The sequence below is a fragment of the Kineosporia succinea genome, from assembly GCF_030811555.1.
Taxonomy (GTDB): domain Bacteria; phylum Actinomycetota; class Actinomycetes; order Actinomycetales; family Kineosporiaceae; genus Kineosporia; species Kineosporia succinea.
Window position 1 is genome coordinate 6,021,906 of sequence record NZ_JAUSQZ010000001.1, and the last position, 20,485, is coordinate 6,042,390.

Here is a 20,485-nt window from a genome sequence, read left to right on the forward strand (position 1 = left end):
CCCTGACAGGCGTCCACCCTTGTGGGTGCTCGTCAGTCAGAGAGATCGGGCTGCCCCAGGGACCACACGGCGATCTCGGTCTTGATCAGCACCTCGTCGGCAGGAGCATTTTCGGGGAGATCGACGGCCCGGACCAGGGCGAGGCGGTTGCCGGTGCGCACGCAGTACAGCTGCCCGGTCGTCAGGAGCACGGATTCGCGCTGGTACGTGGCGGTGATGCACGGCTTCGGATCGTCGACCGCGCTGCCGTCGACGGCGGCGACGAACGAGATCCCGGGTACGGGAAGGATCGTGTACGTGCGGCCCGGCCCGGTCGGGCACCGGGCGGGCCGGCACTCGAACGACAGGTCCCAGGCGTCCGGCTTCCGGGTCGGTTCGAAGCGGTCGAGATCGAATGGCTGCTGGGGGATCGACCAGTCGGTGATGAGGGGCAGGTTCAGGCTCTGGGGAGGCTTGAACGCGTAGAGCCCGGACGCGTTCAGCGGCCCGGGGAGTGAGATCTGCGGCACGGGCGCCGCGGTGCTGGTGCGCTCGGGGCCGGGCTCACCGGAACCGTCCCGGCCCACGGCGGCCCAGCCCGCGAAGGCGAGCACGAGCACGGTGGCCACGGCGGACAGCAGGAGCAGCGGGCTCCGGGTTGGTGTCTCACCCGTCCCGGACACCTCAACGGCCGGGGGCGGAGACGGGGTGGCGTCGCGGGCCCGGCCATAGGCCGCGGTCCAGGCGGCCAGGTCGGATTCCGGCACACCGTAGGCACTCACGAGCCCGAGGACGACCTCGAGCCGAGGGGTTCGCCCCTGCCAGGGCTTGACCCAGCGGGCGGCCGTGCTCTTGGAGAGCTCGTACGTGCCGCGGCTGAGCCTGTGCACCTGGCCGGGATTGGGGGTTCCGGCCCTGATCTGCAGGTGCCGGACGCGGTCTTCCAGGTCGGCCATGGACCTCACGCCGGTCAGATCCGGGTGCGGGTCGTGCTCTGCCGGGCCGTCGTCATTCACTCTCGTGTCCCCCTCATGCCCACCGGAAACACCGGTGACGAAGGCCCCCGCCTCCTGCGCCGAACCTGACCACACCGGCCCGTCGTGTTACCCGCCGGTGTGAGAATGGGCTGCTCAGGCGGCCATTCCTACCACGGTCAGACCGTGGCTCACCAGGCATTCGGCGGACCCCGGATCGCACCCGGAGGTGGGCCGGGGATCAACGGCCGGGGCAGTCGTGGGATCTGCGAGCCGGATGGTGGCCCAGGTCGGGTCACGACGCCCCAGAGCGGGCCAATGCGGTCCAGTCTGGTGTATTCGCTGGTCAAGGGCCCGAGTCCTGCGGTTGTGTAGGGAGCTGTCGTCATCACGCAAATCATTTGTGCAGAACGATGTTTGGCATCCGCCCGTGCAATCTGAGGCAGGAACGAGGATCGCCCATGCATGACATCTGGAGGCGGCGCCTGACGAGAGCGCTCGCCGTGGCGGTGCTGGGGGCGGGCCTGGCCGGGTGCTCCGGATCCAGTTCTGACCCCTCGCCCTGGTCCTCGACGGACACGAGCGGTCCGGACCCGGCGGACGAGGAGTCCTACCTCCCCGCCGAACCGGAGACATCCCCTGACGCCACGCTCGAGGAACCCGTTCCCGCAGAGCCGACCCCGGAGGACCCTCCCGACGAGGAAACCGAACCGGAACCCGACAGGCCCGTACTCCCGGACGAGCTGGTCGGCGAGTGGGACGGTGACGAGCTCGACTACACCTTCGGTCCCGACGGCCAGGTCAGCGTCCCGGGCCTCGGCGAGGGCACGGTCGAGGTCGACGGCGACCAGATCGTCTTCCGCCTGCCCGGTCTCACCCCGTGGGTGTCCACCTGGACGGTCGAGCCGTGCGCCGACCCGGCCGGGTTCGGCTACCCTTACCGCACCCTGTGGCTCGACGACGTCACCTATGTCGAAGACTGCTGAGCCGGTGCGCGCCACCGCGTGGATCCTGATCGGCGCCGGTGGGCTGGTCGCGGCAATCGCCTCACTGACGATGGCCCTGGCCTCCTCCCAGGCCAATGGGCAGTGGCAGGACTCGGTGCGGGCTCAGGTGCGCTACAGCGCATCCACGGTGGAGAACATTCGCGCGGTCTACCTCGACGAGGCGCCCCTGGCGTTCCAGCTGCGCTCACTCACCATCCAGGCCGAGGAGCTCGAACGGCGGGTCACCGGCGAACCCGGGGTCCCGGGGGCGCGGGCCGCCGCGCATCGCGCCACGGTCCAGACCTACCTCAGGGCCTACGAAGACGCCGGCCTGGAGGTCAACCCGGCGGCGACCGCGGCTCTGGATCCGCGGCGCCGTCTGGCCCAGGCCCAAAAAACTGTCACCCTCGACGAAACCAACCGGCTCGAGGACGCGGGTGAGCAGCAGGCCCGCCGCGGCACCCGGGCGGGCTGGACGGTGGTGGGGGCGGCGCTCGCCGTCGTCGGGGGATTCGCCCTGCTGGCTCGTACCCGGCGTGCGCCCGGGGGCGTACCGGTTCCCGGTCCGCCGCCCCGGCCCACGTATGCCCAGCGCGGTCCGCTCGTCGGTCCGGCCCTGGTGCTGACCCTCGTTCTGCTGCTGCGCCGCAGCCCCTCACGGGCGGGTGTCGTTGCGGTGCCTGCCCTTTGGGTCGGATTCGCGCTGGGCGCTCGCCGGCGCGCCGCACCGGTCGAACCGGTGCCGGACGAGGTGGTGCCGGACGAGGTGACGCCGGACATTCCCCTGGGGCCGCCGGAGATACCGGCCGCCGGCATTTCCGGGAACCGGATGCCGTGGGTGTCCCTGGCTGTGGGGGTGACGGCGGCGGTGCTCACCGTGCTGCAGTTGCAGGCGGCCACGGACGAGGCGCGCTGGCAGGCGGAGGCCGCCCGGGGAGCCTCGATGACGGCCGCCGCGGCGGACGGCGGCGTGATCGTCGACGCCTTCGAGACCAACGCCCAGCAGACAGCCGTGCTGCTGGCGCAGGGCGCCGACGACCTGGACCGGGCCGGAGCCCGCGGCGAGCCCGGCGCTGCGACCTCGGTGCTGGCGGCGGCCGATCGGGCGGCGGCCGAGCGCATGACCGATCTGGCCGACCGGATGGGACGTACACCCGACGTCGGCGACGGCATCGACGCGTCCACCCGCATCATCGTCTCCGGCTCCCCGATCGAGCAGCAGGACCTGCTGCAGCGGCAGCACACGGCCGTCGACCGGGCCGAAAGCTCCGGAAGCCGCGCCAATCTGCTCGTTTACGCGCTCCTGATCATCACGTTCCTGAACATCGCCCACCAGAACCGGCCACACGTCCTGCGATGGGCCCGCGAACGGGCCCGGAGAGCGAGAGCCTGATGAAGCGTCACCTGCGCCACGGGACAGCGGTCACGATCCTGGTCGCCGCGCTGGGAGTGGCCGGCTGCGGCACAGGGAGCGACCCGGCCGTTCCCGCCACCACGACCGATGATCGCGCGACCGGCGTCGAGCCGCCGCAGAGCCACCCCGCCCCGTCACTTCACCCGGCCGGGACGAGCCCGTCCGGCCGCGTTCCGCCGGAGCTGGCGGGTGGCTGGGACATGGTCACCGAACGGGGCAACGGGTTCAGCTACGAGATCACGGCCGACGGCAAGTACGTCTATGTCGCCATGATGATCGAAGGCGACCTGAGGTACGTCCTCGAGGAAGGCGGCCGGGTCGCGATATCGGGCACCGACATCACCTTCTCACCGCAGATGGCCACCCTGACCCGCACCGAGGGCGGCGAGCCGGGGGAGGCCAGCCATCCGCACCGGCCTGTGCGCACCTTCAGCTGGAGCATCGACGGGGACGCGCTGGCCCTGTCGGACGCCGAGGGCACCTCGACGTTCGCTCGCGACTGAGAGCACGGTGATTCCCGGTGACGCGGAACGGTTGTGGCGGAACCGGTCTCAGTTCACGTCGATCGTCGCGGTCCGGACCTGAGAACGGTAGCGGCCCGGGGTGCGGCCGTGGGCCCGGGTGAAGGCGCGGGTGAACGCCGGAACCGAGCCGTAGCCGACGTTCTCGGCGATGGTCTCGAGGGATTCGTGGGTGTCGCGCAGCCGGACGGCGGCCAGGTCCATGCGCCACTGGGCCAGGTACGCCGCGGGGGTGGTGCCGGTGGCGATCGGGAAGCGCCGGGCGAGGGTGGCCCGCGAGACCGCGATGGCCTCGGCCAGGCTCGACGTGGTCCAGGGGGTGGCGGGGTCCTGGTGCAGGTACTCCAGGGCGCGCCCGACCACCGGGTCGCCGAGGGCGCCGAGCCAGGTGCCGAAGCACTCGGGCGGGCTCTCGGACAGCCAGGCGCGCAGCATCTCGACCAGCACGATGTCGACGAGGCTCTTCAGCACCGCGGAGGTCCCGATGCCGGGATGGGCGATCTCGCGGGCCAGCATGCGGACGGTGTCGGTCAGGCCCGGCGTGCCCGTCTCGGCCCGCACGTGCACGAGACCCGGCAGCGCGCCGAGGATCTGGGTGAGGGTGACGGGGTCGCTGCGGTAGCGGATGGTCGCGATGCGGGTGGTCACCGGGAGCGAGCCGGGCCGGTCACCTCGCCCCGACGGCTCGTCGCCGAGACGGTGCGGGGCGCCGGCCGGCAGGAGCACGACGTCGCCGGTGGCCAGCTCGACCGGGTCGTGGCCCGGGCCGGTGAGCCAGGCGCGGCCGGTCGTCACGGCGTACAGCGTGGTGTCGGGCCGGCCCTCGACGGCCAGGGACCACGCGCCGCCGGCCTCGATGCTCGTGCCCAGCGTTCCCTGGACGCCCGAGAGGGTCAGGGCGTCGGCGAGAGGATCCATCCCGCCACCGTAGCCGGTGAGGCAGACGATCAACAGATCAAGGCTTTCGGGCATGGAGTGTCTGATCAGGTGAAACGTACGGTCAAAGGGCGCTGCGGGGGACAAGCTCCGGCGGCACCCGAAAGGAACCCCATGAACCACGACACCTGGCCCGGCCTCCACATCGACGTGGACGGCGGCGTCGCCACCGTCACGCTCGACCACCCGCCCCTCAACCTCATGGACGGCGTCCTGCTGTCGTCGCTGCGCGGCTTCGTGCACCGCGTGCGCACGGATGCGGACGTGCGGGTCGTGGTGTTCCAGAGCGCCGACCCGGAGTTCTTCAGCGCGCACGGCGACATGGCCTACGTGACCGATCCCGAGGCCCTGCCCAAGGCCACGCAGGCGGCCGTCGACGCGGCGCCGGGCGCGCAGATCCCCGACGGGCTGAACATTCTCGAGGCCATGAGCGAGGAGGTGCGCACGCTCCCGCAGGTCACCATCGGCAAGCTGGCCGGGTTCGCGCGCGGCGCCGGGAACGAGTTCCTGATGAGTCTCGACCTGCGGTTCGCGGCCATCGGCGCCTCGGGGCAGGCCCATCCCGAGGCGCACCTGGCGATCGTGCCCGGGGGCGGCGGCACGGTGAACCTGACCCGGCTGGTCGGCCGGGCCCGGGCGCTGGAGCTGCTGGTCGGTGGCCAGCTGGTCACGGCCGAGGTGGCCGAGCGCTACGGGCTGGTGAACCGGGCGCTGCCCGCCGACGAGATCGACGCGTTCGTGGACGCTCTCGCCCGGCGGATGGCGAAGGTCAGGCCCGAGGTGGTCGCGGCCCTGAAGCAGGTCGTCGACGCGACCGCCCCGGCCCCGTCCCACGCGGTGTACGCCGTCGAGAACGCCGCGCTGTACTCGTTGTTCACCGAGGACATGGTGGAGATCGCCCGGCGCCAGCTGGCCGCCGGGGTGCAGACCCGCGAGGGCGAGCGGGATCTCGAGGGGCTCGTGGACCGGCTCTGACGCCCCGTCAGAGCGCTCGCAGTCCGGCGGCCACGACCGTGGCGAAACGGTCGAGGTCGGCGGCCTCGAGCGTGCGGCGGCGCACGACCACGCGCCAGTACAGGGCGCTGACCGCCACGTCGAGCGCCGCTTCGCGATCCAGGTCCGCGGACAGTTCGCCCCGGGCGACGGCCCGTTCCACGACCTCGAGCGTCCGGAGGCTGAAGGGGTTGCCGACCGACGCGGTGATCAGTTCCGAGAGTTCCTGGTTGCGAAGGGCTTCCGAGGCCAGGTCGGCCATGATGGCCGGCAGGTCGGGTGTTCCCAGGAGCGCGGCGAACGACTCCATCAGGCCGCGGAGGTCTTCGTGGAGGGTCTCGGCGGTCTCGGGAACGTGGGGCTGGCCGAGGACGTCACCGAGGATGTCGCCGATCAGGGCGAGCTTCGAGGGCCAGCGCCGGTAGATGGCCGCCTTGCCGACTCCGGCGCGGCGTGCGACCGCCTCCATCGCGACGCGCGCGTACCCGCCCTCGGCCAGTTCCCGCAGGACGGCGGCCCGGATGGCGTGCGTGACGTCGGGACGGGGGAGCGCTGCGCCTGCTGGTTGTCGACCCTTCACACCGTGAGACTAGCGACCAGCGATGGAACGGGACCGTTCCGTCCCGTTGTAGGTTGGGTGCATGAGCACAGATGTGAGCGCCGATGTCGTTGTCGTAGGGGCCGGCAGTGCCGGGTGCGTCCTGGCTGCCCGTCTGTCCGAAGACCCGGGCCTGCGGGTCACTCTCATCGAGACCGGACCGGGTGACGTGCCCGAGGAGGTGCGGATCCCGGCGTACGGCGGGCTGCTGATGACGGGTGAGCGGGCCTGGGCGTCACCGACCGTCCCGCAGACGTCCGCCGGTGGCCGGGTGGTGCCGCTGGTGACCGGCACCGGCCTGGGCGGCGGCAGCAGCATCAACAGTATGGGCTGGCTGCAGGCGCACCCGGCCGACTACGACCAGTGGGCCGCGGCCGGAGCCGACGGCTGGGACGCCAAGACTCTCGTCCCCTTGTTCGCCCGCATCGAGGACCATGAACTGGGGGCCTCGGGCACCCACGGATCCGGCGGCCCGATGACGATCTCGGGTCCCCGGCACCTGCACCCGCTGGCCCTGCCGTTCGTGCGGGCGGCCCGGGAACAGGGCTGGCCGGTGAGCGCCGACCTGAACGGTGAGCAGCGCACCGGGGTCTCATTGGCGGCGAGCAACGTCCGGGACGGGCGTCGGCACAGTGTCGTCGACGGGTACCTCACCCCGGCGGTCCTGAGCCGGGCCAACCTGACCGTGCTCACCGGCACCCGCGTCGAACGCGTGCTGCTGGAGGGCGAGCGGGCCGTGGGCGTCGCGGTCCGTCACGAGACCGGTTCCACGAGAGACATTCTGGCGTCCGCCGGGGTGGTCGTGACCGCCGGGGCGCTGCGCACGCCCCAGTTGCTGATGCTCTCCGGCATCGGCCCGGCCGCCCACCTGGCCGAGCACGGAATCGCGGTGATCCGCGACCTCCCGGCCGTCGGCTCGTACCTGCAGGACCACCCGGCCGTGGCCGTGCCCTTCGTCGCCGGCGCCTCGGTCATGACCTACCCCGACGCCCGGGCGGACTACGACCTGGCCCGGCGGGGCCCGCTCTCGACCCTGGCCCAGGTCGCCGCGCTCGTGCCCTCGCCGGTGAGTGGCACCGGCCCGGACGTCCCGCCGGAGCTGGTCTTCGGGCTGGCGCTGCTGGGGGCGCACTCCGGTCTGCCCGCGTTCGAGGGGCCCAGCGGTGCGTGGCTGGTCGGGCTGGTGGACCCCGACAGCCGGGGCACGGTGCGGCTCGCTTCGCCCGACCCGGGCGCCGAGGTCGTGGTGGACCCGCGCTACCTCAGTGAGGACAACGACCGTCGCCGGCTGCGGGAAGGCACGCGGGCGGCGTTCCGGATGCTCACCAGCGACGCGCTCAACGGGCTCGTCCAGCCCCTGCTGCCCGAGCCGGCCGACGACGCGGCCCTGGACGCCTTCATCGACGCGACGCTCGCCACGTACTTCCACCCGGCCGGGACGGCGCGGATCGGCACCGACACGGCGACGTCCGTCGTCGACCCGGGGCTGCGGGTGCACGGGCTGGCGGGCCTGTGGGTGGCCGACGCGTCCGTCATGCCGCGGATCACCCGCACGCTTCCCCAGGCCACGATCGTGGCCGTCGCCGAGCGGGCGGCCGAGCTCGTCGCCGCGTCCCTGGGGGAGGTGAACAGGGCTGATTGAGGACGCGATGGTCGGGTGAGCGGCTCAACCGGACGCGCGCGCCGGTCGAGTTCTGACGGGTGCAGGACATCTGGCAGCTGCTGCGGGAACCGGACCCGGAGCTCGACGACGTCGTCCGGCGCGAGCTGCTGATCCAGTCCGCGCTGGCCGGGCGTCTGTGCAGCCTGCTCAGCGGTGGCCTGCTCACCACCACGAACATCGTCATGCTCGCGTCCGAGGGGCCGACGCCCGGGCTGCTGGCCTGGAGCGCGATCGCGCTGCTGTGCCTGATCGCCTACCACTGGCTGGTGCCGGCCCTGGTGATCCGCCCGGCCCGGGCGCTGACCGCCGGGGTCTCCCGTGCGTCCTCCATGGAAGCGATCACCACCCGTTTCGCGATCCTGCAGGGCCTGCTCGGCACCATGTGGGGCAGTTCGGCCCTGCTGCTGCGGCCGGGCCCGGACCACCCGGGTCTGGCCGCGCTGCCGGCCGTGGTCATGGTGATCATCAACTCGGCGAACCTGCTGTTCTGCGCGGCCACCCCCAGCGCCTACCGGGCGTTCCACAACACCATCGTGATCGCGGGCCTGGCCGGTCTGGCCTCACAGCAGCAGTGGGGGCTGGCCCTCTACATCCTGTTCGGCGCCTTCGCGGCCCCGCCGCTGGTGCGGTACGGCTACCAGCACATGGCCGGCGCCCGGCTCCTGGCCCGCCAGAACGCGCTGCTGGCCGCCGAGCTGCGCGACGAACGGGAGGCCGTCGAACGGGTGAACCTGCGCCTGTCCGAGGCGAACGCCGAGCTCAAACACCAGGCCACCCGCGACCCGCTGACCGGCCTGCCGAACCGGGCGCTGTTCTTCGACCACCTGACCAGCGCGCTCGCCCGCAGCCGCAGCGCCGGGCGCACGCTCGGGGTGATCTTCTTCGACCTCGACCGGTTCAAGCCGGTCAACGACAGCCTGGGCCACGGCGCCGGGGACGAGCTGCTGCGGCAGGTCGGCGAGCGGGTGAGCGCGGTGCTGCGTGGCTCGGACGTGCTGGCCCGTCTGGGCGGGGACGAGTTCGTGGTGCTGAGCGCCGACAAGAGCGATCCGCACGGGGCGGCCGGGGTCGCGGAACGGATCCGGCGGGTGCTCGATGAGCCGTTCGACCTGAACGGCCGCCCGGCGCAGGTGTCCAGCAGCCTCGGGGTGGCGATGGACGACGGGGTCAGCGACGGCGAGCGCCTGGTCGAGATGGCCGACGTGGCGCTGTACCGGGCCAAGGAACTCGGGCGGAACCGGGTGGCGGTGTACGAGCTTCCTGGCGACGAGGACGATCGCCTCCCTCGGTCACCGGCCGGGCAGGTGCCGCGTCCGCCTTCGCCGCGCGGGCCGACGGGCCGGGAGGCCAGCGGCGCTTCGGCGAGGAACGGGGATCGGCGCACCTGAGCAGCAGAAGCGCCCGGCCGGCCCCGCCTGGACCGCGCACCGCGCCCGCACCCCGGCTACCTCGCGATCGACCCGTGACGTCACCACTCCGATGCGTCCGCTTCTCGGGCGCACCGACCCCCGGGCGGGGTGAAACATTTTCGGCCTACCGGACACCGACGAGCAGGTTGACACCCGTTATCGGCCAACTGATGCTGAAATTCAGCTGCGCGCATCTCTACCCTGAGGAGATCTCGTGCGTCTCAAGAAGTGGCTTGTCCATGCCCTGACCGCTCTCCTGGTCGGCGTCCCGCTCATGCTGTTCGCGGCGGCCGATCCGGCCCGGGCGATCGGGCCGACCCTCCTACCGGTCACCGTCACCAACAACACCGGGCGCGCCGGAAGCGTCCATCTGTACGTGCTCGGGACCAATCTCAGTACCGGACGTCTCGGTTACGTCAACCAGGCCGGCACCTTCACGCCCTGGCCCGCCGGGCAGATCCCGCCCTCGCCCGCCCCGGACGTGGCGATCGCCGGTCCCGGTAACGGCGGATCCACCACCCTCCGCTTCCCCCGCGGCTTTTCCGGGCGGGTCTACTTCTCCCTGGGGGAGAAGCTGAAGCTGTTCCTGACACCGGACGGCTTCGTGCAGCCGGCCCCGTGGACGAGCGCGGACGCGAACCGCAACATCCTGTTCGACTGGAGCGAGTTCACGTACAACGACTCCGGGTTGTGGCTCAACAGCACCCAGGTCGACATGCTCTCGGTTCCGCACGCGGTCACCGTCACCGGGGCCAACGGCGCCACCTCGCGCAGCGGCGATCTGGTCAGCGACGGCCGCAACAAGGTGTTCAACGCGCTCAAGGCGCAGTCGGGCTGGTCGAACCTGGTCTACACCCGGCCCGACGGAACCGTGCTGCGCGCCCTGGCCCCCGGAAAGGCGGCGGAGGCGGGACTTCTCAGTTCGACCTACCTGGACGCCTACATCACCTCGGCCTGGAACGCCTACACCAGCAAGACGCTCACCGTGGTTCCGTTCGCCGGGCAGGACATCCGGTACTTCGGCCGAACCTCCGGGAACGTCATGCGTTTCACCAACTCGGCCGGGGCGACCGTCGCATCCTTCAACAAGCCGTCGTCGGCGTCGGTCTGGGGCTGCGACCGTGATCTGTTCGCCCCGAACGACAACGTGGTGGGACCGATCGCCCGCACCCTGTGCGCGGCGCTCAACCGCGGGACGCTGGGGACGATCGACACCCAGCCATCGACCGACGCGGCACAGTTCTACCGCAACAGCGCGCCCAACCACTACGCGCGGATCATTCACCAGAACATGGTGGACGGCCGGGCCTACACCTTCCCCTTCGACGACGTCGGCGCCTTCGAGTCGCTGGTGCAGAGCGGTGATCCGCGTTCGGCCTCGATCATCCTGACCCCGTTCTGATCTGAGCAACGAGCTCCGCCGGTTCGGCAGCGGCGCCGGGGAAGGGGGACCCCATCCCCGGCTGCCCCTGCGACCTGAGAGCCGAACTGGTCAGCGCCCCAGACCTTCCGCGAGCGGCGTTGTCGGACGGCCGATGAGACCGGCGAGATGGTTCGTGGCGTCGGCGAGAGCGCCTGCCGCGATGTTGCTTTCGAGCTGGGTGACGAACTGGATCAGCCGGGCGTCGAGTCCCGCGGCGGTGAGGGCGGCTGTGTGGGCGGCCCGGTCGAGGGGGACGTACTCGATCGGCCGGCCGAGGACGTCGCCCATGGTCGCGGCCAACTCGGAGAAGGTCCAGGCCACGTCGCCGGAGAGTTCGTAGGTGCGTCCGTCGTGATCCCCGCCGGCCAGGACGATCGCGGCGGCCTCGGCGTAGTCGGCCCGGGCCGCCGAAGCCACCCGCCCAGCTCCCGCGCTGCTGGGGAGCTTGCCGGTGGCGGCGGCGCTCTTCAGGTGGGGCAGGTAGTTCTCGTGGTACCAGTTGTTGCGCAGAATCGAAAAGGCCAGGCCGGATGCGTGAATCAGCTTCTCCGTCGCCGCGTGGTCCGGAGCGACCAGCAGTTGTGTGCTGTCGGCGTGCGGCGCGGAGGTGTAGGCGAGGAAGCCCACGCCGGCCTGCCCCGCCGCAGCGATGACCGAGCCGTGCAGGGCAACGCGTTCGCCGGACTCGGGGCCGGAGACCAGGAGCAGCCGATCGACGCCGTCGAGTGCTTCCGTGAGCGCGGGGACTTCGCCGTACGCGGCCACCCGAACGCTCACGCCAAGGTCTTTCAGTGGCTGGGCCCGGCCGTCGTCCCGGACCACAGCGACAATGTCGCTCGCGGACGTCCCCCGTTGGAGAAGGGCTTTGACAGTGAGGGAGCCAAGGGCGCCGGTGGCTCCGGTCAGGGCGATGCTCATGATGGTCCTTCGCGTTCTGGTCGCCCCTCGGTGAGGCGCTCCGGCGAAGCCAATCAGGTGCTGAGACCAGGTTCCTAGAAGATACTATTGGGCCGTGGCCGAGAATCCGACGCCGAACATCTCGCGGGTGTTCGAGCCCTGCGAGGTGACGCCGGTGATCGACATGGTCTTCAGCCGGTGGACGACCCCGATCCTGCGGGCGCTGCACCGCGACGGCCCACTGCGGTTCAACGAGATGCGCGAGGGCCTGAGCTCGATCACGCCGAAAGTCCTGACCCAGCGGCTGCGGCAGCTCGAACGGGACGGGCTGATCTCCCGCACGCAGTACGGCGAGGTCCCTCCGCGCGTGGAGTACGACATCACCGAACTGGGAGTCTCCCTCGGCCCGGCGTTCGACTTCCTGGGCGCCTGGGCCGGTCAGAACATGGAGCAGGTCGCGCAGGCCCGCGGTCGTTACGACGAATCCGGGCGCCCGCGTCCGGCCTGAGGACGGCCAGCGCGTCAAAGCCGTGAACGCGCCGTCACCGCCCGGCCGCGCGAGCGGTGACGTCGGGCAGGGCCCACGCCGCCGCGCTGCCTTCGGCCGTGGCCGTGGTGATGTCCCGCGGTGCCAGTGCGTCCCCGACCACGGTCACCGGGACGCCGACGGCCTCCAGCGCTGACTGCAACGGGTTCCAGGCCGACGATGGGTACGCCGTCACCAGTCTCGTCATTCCCTCCAGGGCGATGAGCGCGTCCGAATGCACCAGCCGGCCTTCACGCACCAGCACGCGGGTGGACGCGTGCATCTCCACCCCGGCCCGGAGCAGGCGGGCGTACGCCTGGCTGCGGACCGTCTCGTTCACCCCTTCACCGATGACGTTCATCTCCGTCAGCAACGTCACCCGGGCCCCGGCGGCGACCAGGTACTCGGCTGCTGAGATGGCCGGCCGTCGTCCGAGTGCGTCCGCCACGACCACGTGCTCACCGGGCTCCACCGGCCCGAACGCGTCCCGCACGTCCACCGTCGGTACCACTCCCAGCAGGTGCTCCGGCAGCCGCGCGAACGAACCGGTGGCCAGCACCACCGCGTCCGGCCTCTCCCGCAGCACGTCCTCGGGGCCGGCCGGGCAACCGGTACGTACCTCCACCGACGCGAGCTCACCCTCGAACCAGCGCACGACGTCGCGCACCTCCCCGCGGAACGGTGCCCGGGCCAGCACGTTCAGCAGACCCCCGACCCGCTCCGAGCGTTCCAGCAGCACCACCCGGTGTCCCAGAAGCGATGCCTGCCGGGCCGCTTCGAGCCCGGCCGGCCCCGCCCCGACCACGACCACCCGCAGCGAGCGGCCGGGGGCGATGCGGTGCGGCGACGTCTCGGTCCCCGCCTCCGGATTGAACGCGCACCGCAGCTCCAGCCCGACCGCGACCCGTCCCCAGCACCCGTCCTGCAACCCCACGCAGGGCCGGGTGCGGTGCTCGAGCCCGTCGGCGGCCTTGACCGGCAGGAACGGGTCCGCCGCCAGCGGGCGGGCCATGGCGACCGCGTCACAGGCGTTCTCGCGCACCAGCTCGGCCGCCAGTGAGGCTGTCGCGATCCGCCCGACCAGGAAGACCGGTGTGCTGGTGCGGGCCTTCACCGCCACCCCGAAGTCGCGCCAGGCTCCGCGCGGGAAGCTGGAGTCGGGCAGGTTCTGCGCGGTGCCCCGCGCGCTCGAGTAGTGCCCGACCGACACGGACAGGTAGTCCAGTACCCCCAGCCCGTCCAGGTCGTCGATGCGCTCCAGGCACGCGGCCGACTCCGCCGGGTCGTCCGGCACCCCACCGGTGACCCGCGCCCCCACCACGAAATCGGCACCCACGACGGCTCTGACGCCCCGCAGCACCTCGGTGGCGAACAGCATCCCGTCACCCCACGCGTCCTCACGCCGGTTGGTGTGCGGACTCAGGAACTGCTCGACGAGATTACCGTGCGCGCAGTGGATCTCGACGCCGTCCAGCCCGGCCTCACGGGCCCGGGAAGCCGCCTCGGTGAACTGCCGCACGGCCAGCTCGATGTCGGCCCCGGTCATCTCCCGTGGCACGACGACCGGCCCGCCCAGGAACCGGATCGGCAGTGCCGTGGGTGCCATGGTGGTGCCGGTCCCGGGCCCGGTGTAGACGCCCTGCCCGCCCGGATGCTGCAGCTGCGCGACCGCGAGCGCCCCGTGTTCCTGTACTCGACGCGCGAAGTCGTTCCACTGGGGGACGATGTGGTCGCCGCTCGCCTTGATGTCGCCGTAGTCGGGGGAGACGAAGTTGGCCTGGCTGATCACCATCGCCGCTCCGCCGCGCGCCCTTTCGGCCATGTAGGCCAGCAGTGGCTCGTTGTAGGAGCCGTGTCCCAGGCCTGTGCCGTGTCCGGCGTTCACGATCCGGTTGCGCAGCGTGCGTGTCCCCACCCGCAGGGGTGTGAAGAGCTCGGGCAGATGTGCTGACATGAGCGGCCTTTCAGGTGGTGAGCAGGCGCAACAGGCCGTCGATCGGCGCGTCGGGCTGGTCGAGCGTGGCCCGGAGGGTTTCGATGGTGGACGCGTCGAGGCGGCTACCGAGCGCCTGCCTGAGTTTGTGGTCGAGGGCCTCGGGGGAGAGGGGTCGCGTGGCGCTGCCCAGGGTGTCGTCGACGGTACGCTCGAACGAGGTTCCGTCGTTCATGAGAACCACGACCCGGGAGGGGTATCCGCCGTTGGCTGAGGCGGCCCGTCCGGGACGAAGGCGCACGCGGGACGCCAGGTCGACGATGTCGGGTGCGGCGAAATCCCGCTCCGAAAGGGACGAAAGGCCGGCCGGACCGCGCAGCAGGGTGAGGGCCGCCAGCCAGGGCAGCGCGTACTGGGCCTCGCTCAGGTTCACCGGCTCGGTCAGGTCGAGGCCCACTGCTCCGGGCACCACGTCCACATCGACCCGGGCAATGTCCCGGCCCGAGAACGGCAGCAGCGCCTCGAGCATCGCGTGCGCCGCGCGGCAGCACGGCCACGGTTTCACATACGTCTCCACGCACCAGAACTCACGCCCGAGTGATCCGGTGACCGGCGCGTCCTCACTCTGCTCGAAAGGTGTTGCCCCGGCGGGGGCCCGGTGCCTCGTGTCCGTGGCTTCCGTCCCGAAACCGTTCTCGGCCAGCTCGACCGCCGCCACCGCCGAGGCGGCGGCCCACCCGATCGACTCCCGCGACGCCGACGAGGTCATGCGGGAGTGCGGTGCGTGCGCGAACGCCGTACGCACCGCCGCCGAGATCACGGTGGGCACGTTTCCCCGCACCGCCGCCAGGGCCGCGGCCGCCCCGATCGTCGCCGCGTAGCCGCTGGCCCGGTAGCCCCCGCCGGTGCGCCCCGGCGAGTTGAGAAAGCCCGCCCGCAGGGCCACTTCGTAGCCCGCGACCATCCCGCGCAGGAGTTCTCCGACCGTGACGTCCCCCGCCGCCGCCAGCAGGACCGGCACCACCGTCGACCCGGCGTGGATGCCGCCGCCGCGGTAGTGGCCGTCGTCGAAGTCCAGCGCGCTGGCGGCCACGGCCCCCAGGTGCGCCGCCCACAACGGGGAGGTCGTGGTGCTCGTGCCGATGGCCGGAACCGGTCCCGGATGGTGACGGGCAGCTGTGAGAACGGCTTCGTACAGCGGGGTTCGGGTGCCGGCCACGAGCACGGCCAGGGTGTCCTCCAGGGCCGTGCGGGCCCAGGCGCTCACGGTGTCCGGTAGGGGATCCGTCATCATCGAGGCGACGGGGACGCCGATCACTCGGCCAGTGCCTCGGGCAGGCTGGCCAGCAGCGACTTCGTGTACGGATGCTGCGGCCGGTCGTAGACCTCGTCGGCGGGGCCGCTCTCCACGACCTGGCCCTCGCGCAGCACGATCACCTCGTCGCTGACCTGACGCACCACGGCCAGGTCGTGCGAGACGAACACCATGCTGATGCCCCGCTCGGCGCGAATCCGTTCCAGCAGCGCGAGGATCTGCGCCTGCACGAGCACGTCGAGCGCGGAGACGGCCTCGTCGCACAGCAGCACCTCGGGGTCGGCGGCCAGGGCCCGGGCGATGGCCACGCGCTGGCGCTGACCGCCCGACAGCTCCAGGGGGCGCCGCCCGAGCACCTCGGCCGGCAGCGAGACCGCAGAGAGCGCCTCGACCGGGTCGGTGCCCGGGGCGAGGGCCTCGGCCAGGATCTGGCGGACGGTCCAGCGCGGGTCGAACGAGCTCAGCGGATCCTGCGGCACCACCTGGAGGCGGCGACGTCGTGCGCGGCGGGCCTTCTCGGGGATCCCGCTCCACGGCTCACCGTCCAGCCGGACGGTCCCGGCCTGCGGTTCCTGGGTGGCCAGGAGCACCCGCAGCAGGGTGCTCTTGCCCGATCCGGACTGCCCGACCACGCCGACGGTGCGACCGCGGGCCAGGGACAGCGACACGTCGTCCAGGGCGGTGAAGTCCTGGTAGCGAACACTGATCGAGTCTGCCTGAAGGACGACGTGGTCACCGTCGGCGGGCACCGGCCGGTCGGGTCGGTGGTGCAGCCGGGGAATGGCCTCGACGAGTTCGCGCACGTACGGTTGTTCCGGTGAGCGCAGCAGCGTGGCGGGTGGTCCCTGTTCCACGACCTGCCCGTGGCGCAGCACGATCACGTGGTCGGCGATGCCGGCGACGGCGGCGAGGTCGTGACTGACCAGCAGGATGCCCAGGCCCTCGTCGCGCTGGCGGGCCAGCAGGTCGAGCACCTGCTTCTGCACGGACACGTCGAGGGCGGTGGTGGGCTCGTCGGCGACCAGCAGCCGCGGCGAGCCGCCGAGGGCGGAGGCGATCAGCGCGCGCTGGCGCAGACCGCCGGACAGCTGGTGGGCGAACTGACGTGAGCGCCGGGCCGGATCGGGGAAACCCACGTCGCGCAGCAGCGTCTCGGCCCACGCGGGCGCCTGCCGGCGAGCGGTACCACCGGCCCGGACGGCCTCGGTGACCTCGCGCCGCACCGAGCGCAGCGGGTCCAGGGAGACCAGCGCGTCCTGCAGCACCAGACCGGCGAACCGGCCCCGCACCCGCCGCCAGTCGCGCTCCTTCCAGACCGACGCGTCCTCACTGTTGATCGTGAAGGTCTTCGAGGTGACCCGGGCGGCGCGGTCGTTCAGGCCGAGCACGGAGCGGGCGATGGTGGACTTGCCCGATCCGGACTCCCCGACCAGGGCCACGCAGGTGCCCGGGTGCACGGTCAGGTCGACACCGCCGACGGCCGTGTGGGTGCCGAAACGGATGGTCAGGTCGCTGATCTGGACCAGGGGAGCGTTCACGATGCGCGTCCTTGGACTCGCCGCTGCAGGTCGCGGCCGACGGTGGTGATGGCGAAGATCGTCACGACGATCGCCAGACCGGGGAACACGGTGGGCCACCACGCGTAGGCGATGACGGCCTGCCCGTCCGCGAGCAGGGACCCCCACTCCGGAGCGGGTTTACCCGGCCCCAGGCCGACGAAACTCAGCCCGGAGACGGTGAGGACGGACGTCCCCACTTCGATGGTGGCCAGCAGCAGGACCGGGGAGACCGCGTTCGGGAGCACGTGCCGCGAGACGATCGAGGACGGGCTGCGGCCCAGGGTGCGGGCGGCGAGAACGTAGTCGGAGGAGCGGATCGCGATGGCCTGGCGGCGGATGACCCGGGCCAGGCCGGGGATCAGGGCCAGGCCGATCGCGACGGTCAGGCTCGCGGTGCCGGCGCCGAAGAACGCCGAGAACAGCAGGGCCATGAGGATCGAGGGGAAGGCCGAGAGCAGGTCGAACACCCGTGAGAGGGTCTCGTCGACGACCTTGCCCGACAGCGCCGCGCTCAGGCCGAGCACGATGCCGCCGGCCAGGCCGAGGGCGACGGCGAGGAAGGCGATGACCACCGAGTAGCGGGCGCCGAACACGACGCGGGCGTAGACGTCGCGCCCGAGTTCGTCGGTGCCGAACCAGTGACCGGCGCCGGGCGCCAGCAGGTTCGCGACCGGGTCGGTGTCGTTGGGGCCGCCGGCGCCGACCAGGCCGGGATGGATCAGGGCGGCCAGCAGGACGAGGAGGTAGAGGGCGGCGACACCTCGGCCGAGCTTGTTCATGAGGTGGCCTCCTGCCGCAGCCGGGGGTCGATGACCAGGGCGGCCACGTCGATCGCGGTGGTGATGAGCACGTAGGCGGCCGTGATGATGAGGACGACCGCGACCGTGACGGGTGCGTCGGAACCGGTCACGGCGTCCAGGGCCACGCGGCCGAGACCGGGTCGCCCGAAGACGGACTCGACGATGACGGCGCCGCCGATGAGCAGGCCGAGAGTGTTCCCGGCGACGGTCAGGCTGGAGACGGCGACGTGCGGTACGAGGTGGGTGGCGCGCAGCCGGAACCCGGACACGCCGCGGCTCTTCACGGTGAGCACCCAGGGCTGGCGCAGGGCCTGGGCCATCTCCTCGCGCATGTACTGCGACAGCAGCCCGGCCACGGGCAGGGCCAGCGTGAGCATGGGCAGTACCAGTGAGGAGAACCCGTCGGCGCCGACCGAGGGGAACCACTGCAGGTTGAACGAGAAGCCCAGTTGCAGGAGCGCTCCCACCCAGAAGGTCGGCAGGCAGATGGCCAGCAGTTCGATCACGTGCAGGATCCGTTCGGTGGTGCGGCCGGCGCCTGCGCTCAGCACGGCGATCAGCCAGGCGATCGCCCCGGCCAGCACGACCGCGGACCCGGCCAGGGCCAGGGTCGGGCCGACCTGCGAGCCGACCACGTCGCTCACGTCGGCGTTGAGCACGTACGAGCGGCCGAGGTCACCGCGCAGCAGGCCGAGCAGGTAGTCGCCGTACTGCACCGCGAACGGCCGGTCCAGGCCGAGGCTGGCGCGCACCTGCCCGGCCAGGCCGGGATCGTTCACGTGCACACCGAGCACGACCGACTCCACCGAGCCGGGCAGCAGCCGCAGCCCGACGAACGTCAGGGTGGCGGCCGCCCACAACAGCAGAACAGCTCCTGCGAGGCGCCGGGCGACGCCTCGCAGGAGCACAGAACCTGAGGTCACTTGCTGACCCAGACGTTGTAGTTGCCGTCCGGGACACCGCTGGAGTAGTCGAAACCGTTGCCGTGCAGCGTGTTCGACGCGGCGACCGGGAAGGTGGACTCGACGAGCGGCACGAACAGGGCCTGGTCCTTGACCAGGTACTGCTGGATGCCGTCGAGGTCCTTCTTGTACTGCGCCGGGTCGGTGGCGCCGATCGCGTCGGTGGCGAGGTCGACGGCCTTGGTCGGCTTCCACGCGTTCGCACCGTAGAAGTAGCCGTTCCAGGTGCCGATGACGCTGTTGGCGTAGTCGACCTTGCCGTACGAGCCGGGGTAGATGCTCCAGTCGCCCTTGGCGATGTCGGCCGACAGCGCGGCCCAGGTCGGGGTGGTGAAGTCGACCTCGATGCCGGTGTTCTTCTTCGCCGCGTCCTGGATCGCCTCGACGAGGGTGTCGCGCTGGTCGCGCACCGAGTCCGCGTCGTAGGTGATCTTCAGCCTCAGGCGCTTGCCGTCCTTGGTGCGGTAGCCCTCGGAGTCACGGGTGCTCCAGCCGGCGGCGTCCAGGGCCGCGTTGGCCGCGCTCGGGTCGTTGCCCCAGCTGTCTTTCAGTGTGGTGTCGAACTCGGCGCTGTCCTTGCCGACCCAGCTCCAGGCCCGCGTCTTCTGGCCCTTGTAGATGGCGTTGACGATGGTGTCGAGGTCGAAGCTGTCGCGGAAGGCCTTGCGCAGCTCGGCGTCGTCCCAGGGCGCGTTCTCGCTCGAGCCGTTGACGGTGAAGCCGAAGGTGGTGGAGCTGGCCGGGCCGTCGGTGTAGGTGAGCTTCTGGTTCTTGGTCAGGCTCGCGACACTCAGGGCGGGAACTCCCGAGATGGCGTCGACCTGGCCCGACTGCAGGGCACCGGTTCGGGTGGAGTCCTCGGCGATGAACTTGTACGTCACCTGGTCGAGGTAGGCGGGGCCATCGTGCGAGAGCGATTCGGGCGCCCAGGCGTAGTCGGCGTTCTGCTTGAGCACGACCTGGCTGCCGCGGGTGTAGGAGTCGATGACGAACGGGCCGGAGCCGGAGAGCTTCTCGCCCGGGGTGCACAGGTCCTTGCCGTCGTCGATGGTGGCCGGGTCGATGATGCCCAGCGCCACGCTGCTCAGGGAGCTCAGCAGTGAGCTGTCGGCCTGGCTCAGGGTGATCGTCAGGGTGTTCTTGTCGGCCGTGATGTCTTTCACCGAGCCGAGCAGGCCCGCGTAGCTGGAACCGTGGGCGCTGTCGCGGGTGTAGTCGAGGTTGGCCTTGACCGCGGCCGCGTCGAGGGTGGCGCCGCTGCTGAACTTCACGTCGTCGCGCAGCGTGAACGTGTACGTGATGCCGTCTTTCGAGGTCTCCCAGGCCGAGGCCAGCCACGGCGTGTAGGTGCCGTCCTTCTCCTGGTACACCAGTGAGTCCACGACGTTGCGGGTGATCGCGCGGTCGGCCAGCACGTCGTCGAAGGCAGGTGCGAAGCACGAGGGTTCGGCGGCCACGGCCCAGGTGATGCTGCCGCCGCTGACCGGGGTGGCACTGTCGGCGCCGCTGGTGGTGCTGGTACTCGCCGAGGAGCAGGCGGCCAGCGTGGTGAGGCTCAGCAGGCCGGCCACGGCCGCCAGAGTGGTGCGCATGGGGG

The 20,485-nt window shown here is 71.5% G+C and carries 17 protein-coding genes and 1 pseudogene; 8 read left to right on the plus strand and 10 right to left on the minus strand.

The features are described 5' to 3' along the window. Positions 1-32: 32 nt before the first annotated feature. Entirely contained in the window at positions 33-995 is a 963-nt protein-coding gene (locus tag J2S57_RS26580; protein WP_307247860.1) for a hypothetical protein, read from the minus strand. A 419-nt stretch (positions 996-1,414) separates the two neighbouring features. Here J2S57_RS26580 and J2S57_RS26585 point away from each other — a divergent pair, with 419 nt between their 5' ends. From J2S57_RS26585 to J2S57_RS26595, 3 genes are read left to right on the plus strand one after another with little or no spacing between them, the layout of a single operon-like run. After that, positions 1,415-1,939 (plus strand): hypothetical protein, encoded by a 525-nt coding sequence (locus J2S57_RS26585; protein ID WP_307247863.1) that lies wholly within the window; start codon positions 1,415-1,417, stop codon positions 1,937-1,939. Next, entirely contained in the window at positions 1,923-3,332 is a 1,410-nt protein-coding gene (locus tag J2S57_RS26590; protein WP_307247865.1) for a hypothetical protein, read from the plus strand. The genes J2S57_RS26585 and J2S57_RS26590 overlap by 17 nt, the downstream gene beginning before the upstream one ends. Beyond that, a complete protein-coding gene (locus J2S57_RS26595) occupies positions 3,296-3,856 on the plus strand; it encodes a hypothetical protein (RefSeq protein ID WP_307247867.1) in 561 nt (186 codons plus the stop codon). The genes J2S57_RS26590 and J2S57_RS26595 overlap by 37 nt, the downstream gene beginning before the upstream one ends. A gap of 48 nt (positions 3,857-3,904) precedes the next feature. Here J2S57_RS26595 and J2S57_RS26600 read toward each other — a convergent pair whose 3' ends face one another. Beyond that, entirely contained in the window at positions 3,905-4,792 is an 888-nt protein-coding gene (locus J2S57_RS26600) for an AraC family transcriptional regulator (protein ID WP_307247869.1), read from the minus strand. 132 nt (positions 4,793-4,924) lie between these two features. Here J2S57_RS26600 and J2S57_RS26605 point away from each other — a divergent pair, with 132 nt between their 5' ends. Next, positions 4,925-5,785, plus strand: a complete 861-nt coding sequence (locus tag J2S57_RS26605; RefSeq protein ID WP_307247872.1) for an enoyl-CoA hydratase/isomerase family protein — start codon at positions 4,925-4,927, stop codon at positions 5,783-5,785. A gap of 7 nt (positions 5,786-5,792) precedes the next feature. On the opposite strand, the gene J2S57_RS26610 is transcribed toward J2S57_RS26605, so the two are convergent. Then, a complete protein-coding gene (locus tag J2S57_RS26610) occupies positions 5,793-6,383 on the minus strand; it encodes a TetR/AcrR family transcriptional regulator (RefSeq protein WP_307247874.1) in 591 nt (196 codons plus the stop codon). A gap of 61 nt (positions 6,384-6,444) precedes the next feature. Here J2S57_RS26610 and J2S57_RS26615 point away from each other — a divergent pair, with 61 nt between their 5' ends. The 3 genes and pseudogenes from J2S57_RS26615 to J2S57_RS26625 form a co-directional block, all read left to right on the plus strand. Beyond that, positions 6,445-8,043 (plus strand): GMC family oxidoreductase, encoded by a 1,599-nt coding sequence (locus J2S57_RS26615; RefSeq protein WP_307247876.1) that lies wholly within the window; start codon positions 6,445-6,447, stop codon positions 8,041-8,043. A 59-nt stretch (positions 8,044-8,102) separates the two neighbouring features. Next, a complete protein-coding gene (locus J2S57_RS26620; RefSeq protein ID WP_307247878.1) occupies positions 8,103-9,452 on the plus strand; it encodes a GGDEF domain-containing protein in 1,350 nt (449 codons plus the stop codon). Between the two features lie 295 nt (positions 9,453-9,747). Beyond that, positions 9,748-10,872: pseudogene (locus J2S57_RS26625) on the plus strand (beta-1,3-glucanase family protein); the annotation flags it as partial. A gap of 93 nt (positions 10,873-10,965) precedes the next feature. Here J2S57_RS26625 and J2S57_RS26630 read toward each other — a convergent pair. Beyond that, positions 10,966-11,814 carry an NAD(P)H-binding protein gene (locus tag J2S57_RS26630; protein ID WP_307247883.1) on the minus strand — a complete coding sequence of 283 codons (849 nt, stop codon included), beginning with the start codon at positions 11,812-11,814 and terminating at the stop codon, positions 10,966-10,968. Between the two features lie 163 nt (positions 11,815-11,977). Between J2S57_RS26630 and J2S57_RS26635 the strand changes: the two genes are divergently transcribed. Then, positions 11,978-12,301 carry a winged helix-turn-helix transcriptional regulator gene (locus tag J2S57_RS26635; protein WP_370882709.1) on the plus strand — a complete coding sequence of 108 codons (324 nt, stop codon included), beginning with the start codon at positions 11,978-11,980 and terminating at the stop codon, positions 12,299-12,301. Positions 12,302-12,335: 34 nt separating this feature from the next. On the opposite strand, the gene J2S57_RS26640 is transcribed toward J2S57_RS26635, so the two are convergent. The 6 genes from J2S57_RS26640 to J2S57_RS26665 are packed head-to-tail and all read right to left on the minus strand — an operon-like array spanning position 12,336 to position 20,480. Continuing rightward, positions 12,336-14,273, minus strand: coding sequence for an oxidoreductase (locus J2S57_RS26640; protein WP_307247887.1), 1,938 nt, complete (start codon positions 14,271-14,273; stop codon positions 12,336-12,338). Between the two features lie 10 nt (positions 14,274-14,283). After that, positions 14,284-15,570: an MmgE/PrpD family protein gene (locus J2S57_RS26645; RefSeq protein WP_307247889.1), complete on the minus strand. Its 1,287-nt coding sequence runs from the start codon at positions 15,568-15,570 to the stop codon at positions 14,284-14,286. Further along, positions 15,567-17,105, minus strand: coding sequence for an ATP-binding cassette domain-containing protein (locus J2S57_RS26650; protein ID WP_307247891.1), 1,539 nt, complete (start codon positions 17,103-17,105; stop codon positions 15,567-15,569). The genes J2S57_RS26645 and J2S57_RS26650 overlap by 4 nt, the downstream gene beginning before the upstream one ends. Continuing rightward, a complete protein-coding gene (locus J2S57_RS26655; protein ID WP_307247893.1) occupies positions 17,102-17,905 on the minus strand; it encodes an ABC transporter permease in 804 nt (267 codons plus the stop codon). The genes J2S57_RS26650 and J2S57_RS26655 overlap by 4 nt, the downstream gene beginning before the upstream one ends. Further along, the gene (locus J2S57_RS26660) at positions 17,902-18,849 is read right to left on the minus strand and encodes an ABC transporter permease (RefSeq protein WP_307247895.1); all 948 of its coding nucleotides are present in this window, start codon (positions 18,847-18,849) and stop codon (positions 17,902-17,904) included. Before J2S57_RS26660 ends, J2S57_RS26655 begins: the two co-directional genes overlap by 4 nt. Next, entirely contained in the window at positions 18,846-20,480 is a 1,635-nt protein-coding gene (locus tag J2S57_RS26665; RefSeq protein WP_307247897.1) for an ABC transporter substrate-binding protein, read from the minus strand. Before J2S57_RS26665 ends, J2S57_RS26660 begins: the two co-directional genes overlap by 4 nt. Positions 20,481-20,485: the final 5 nt, after the last annotated feature.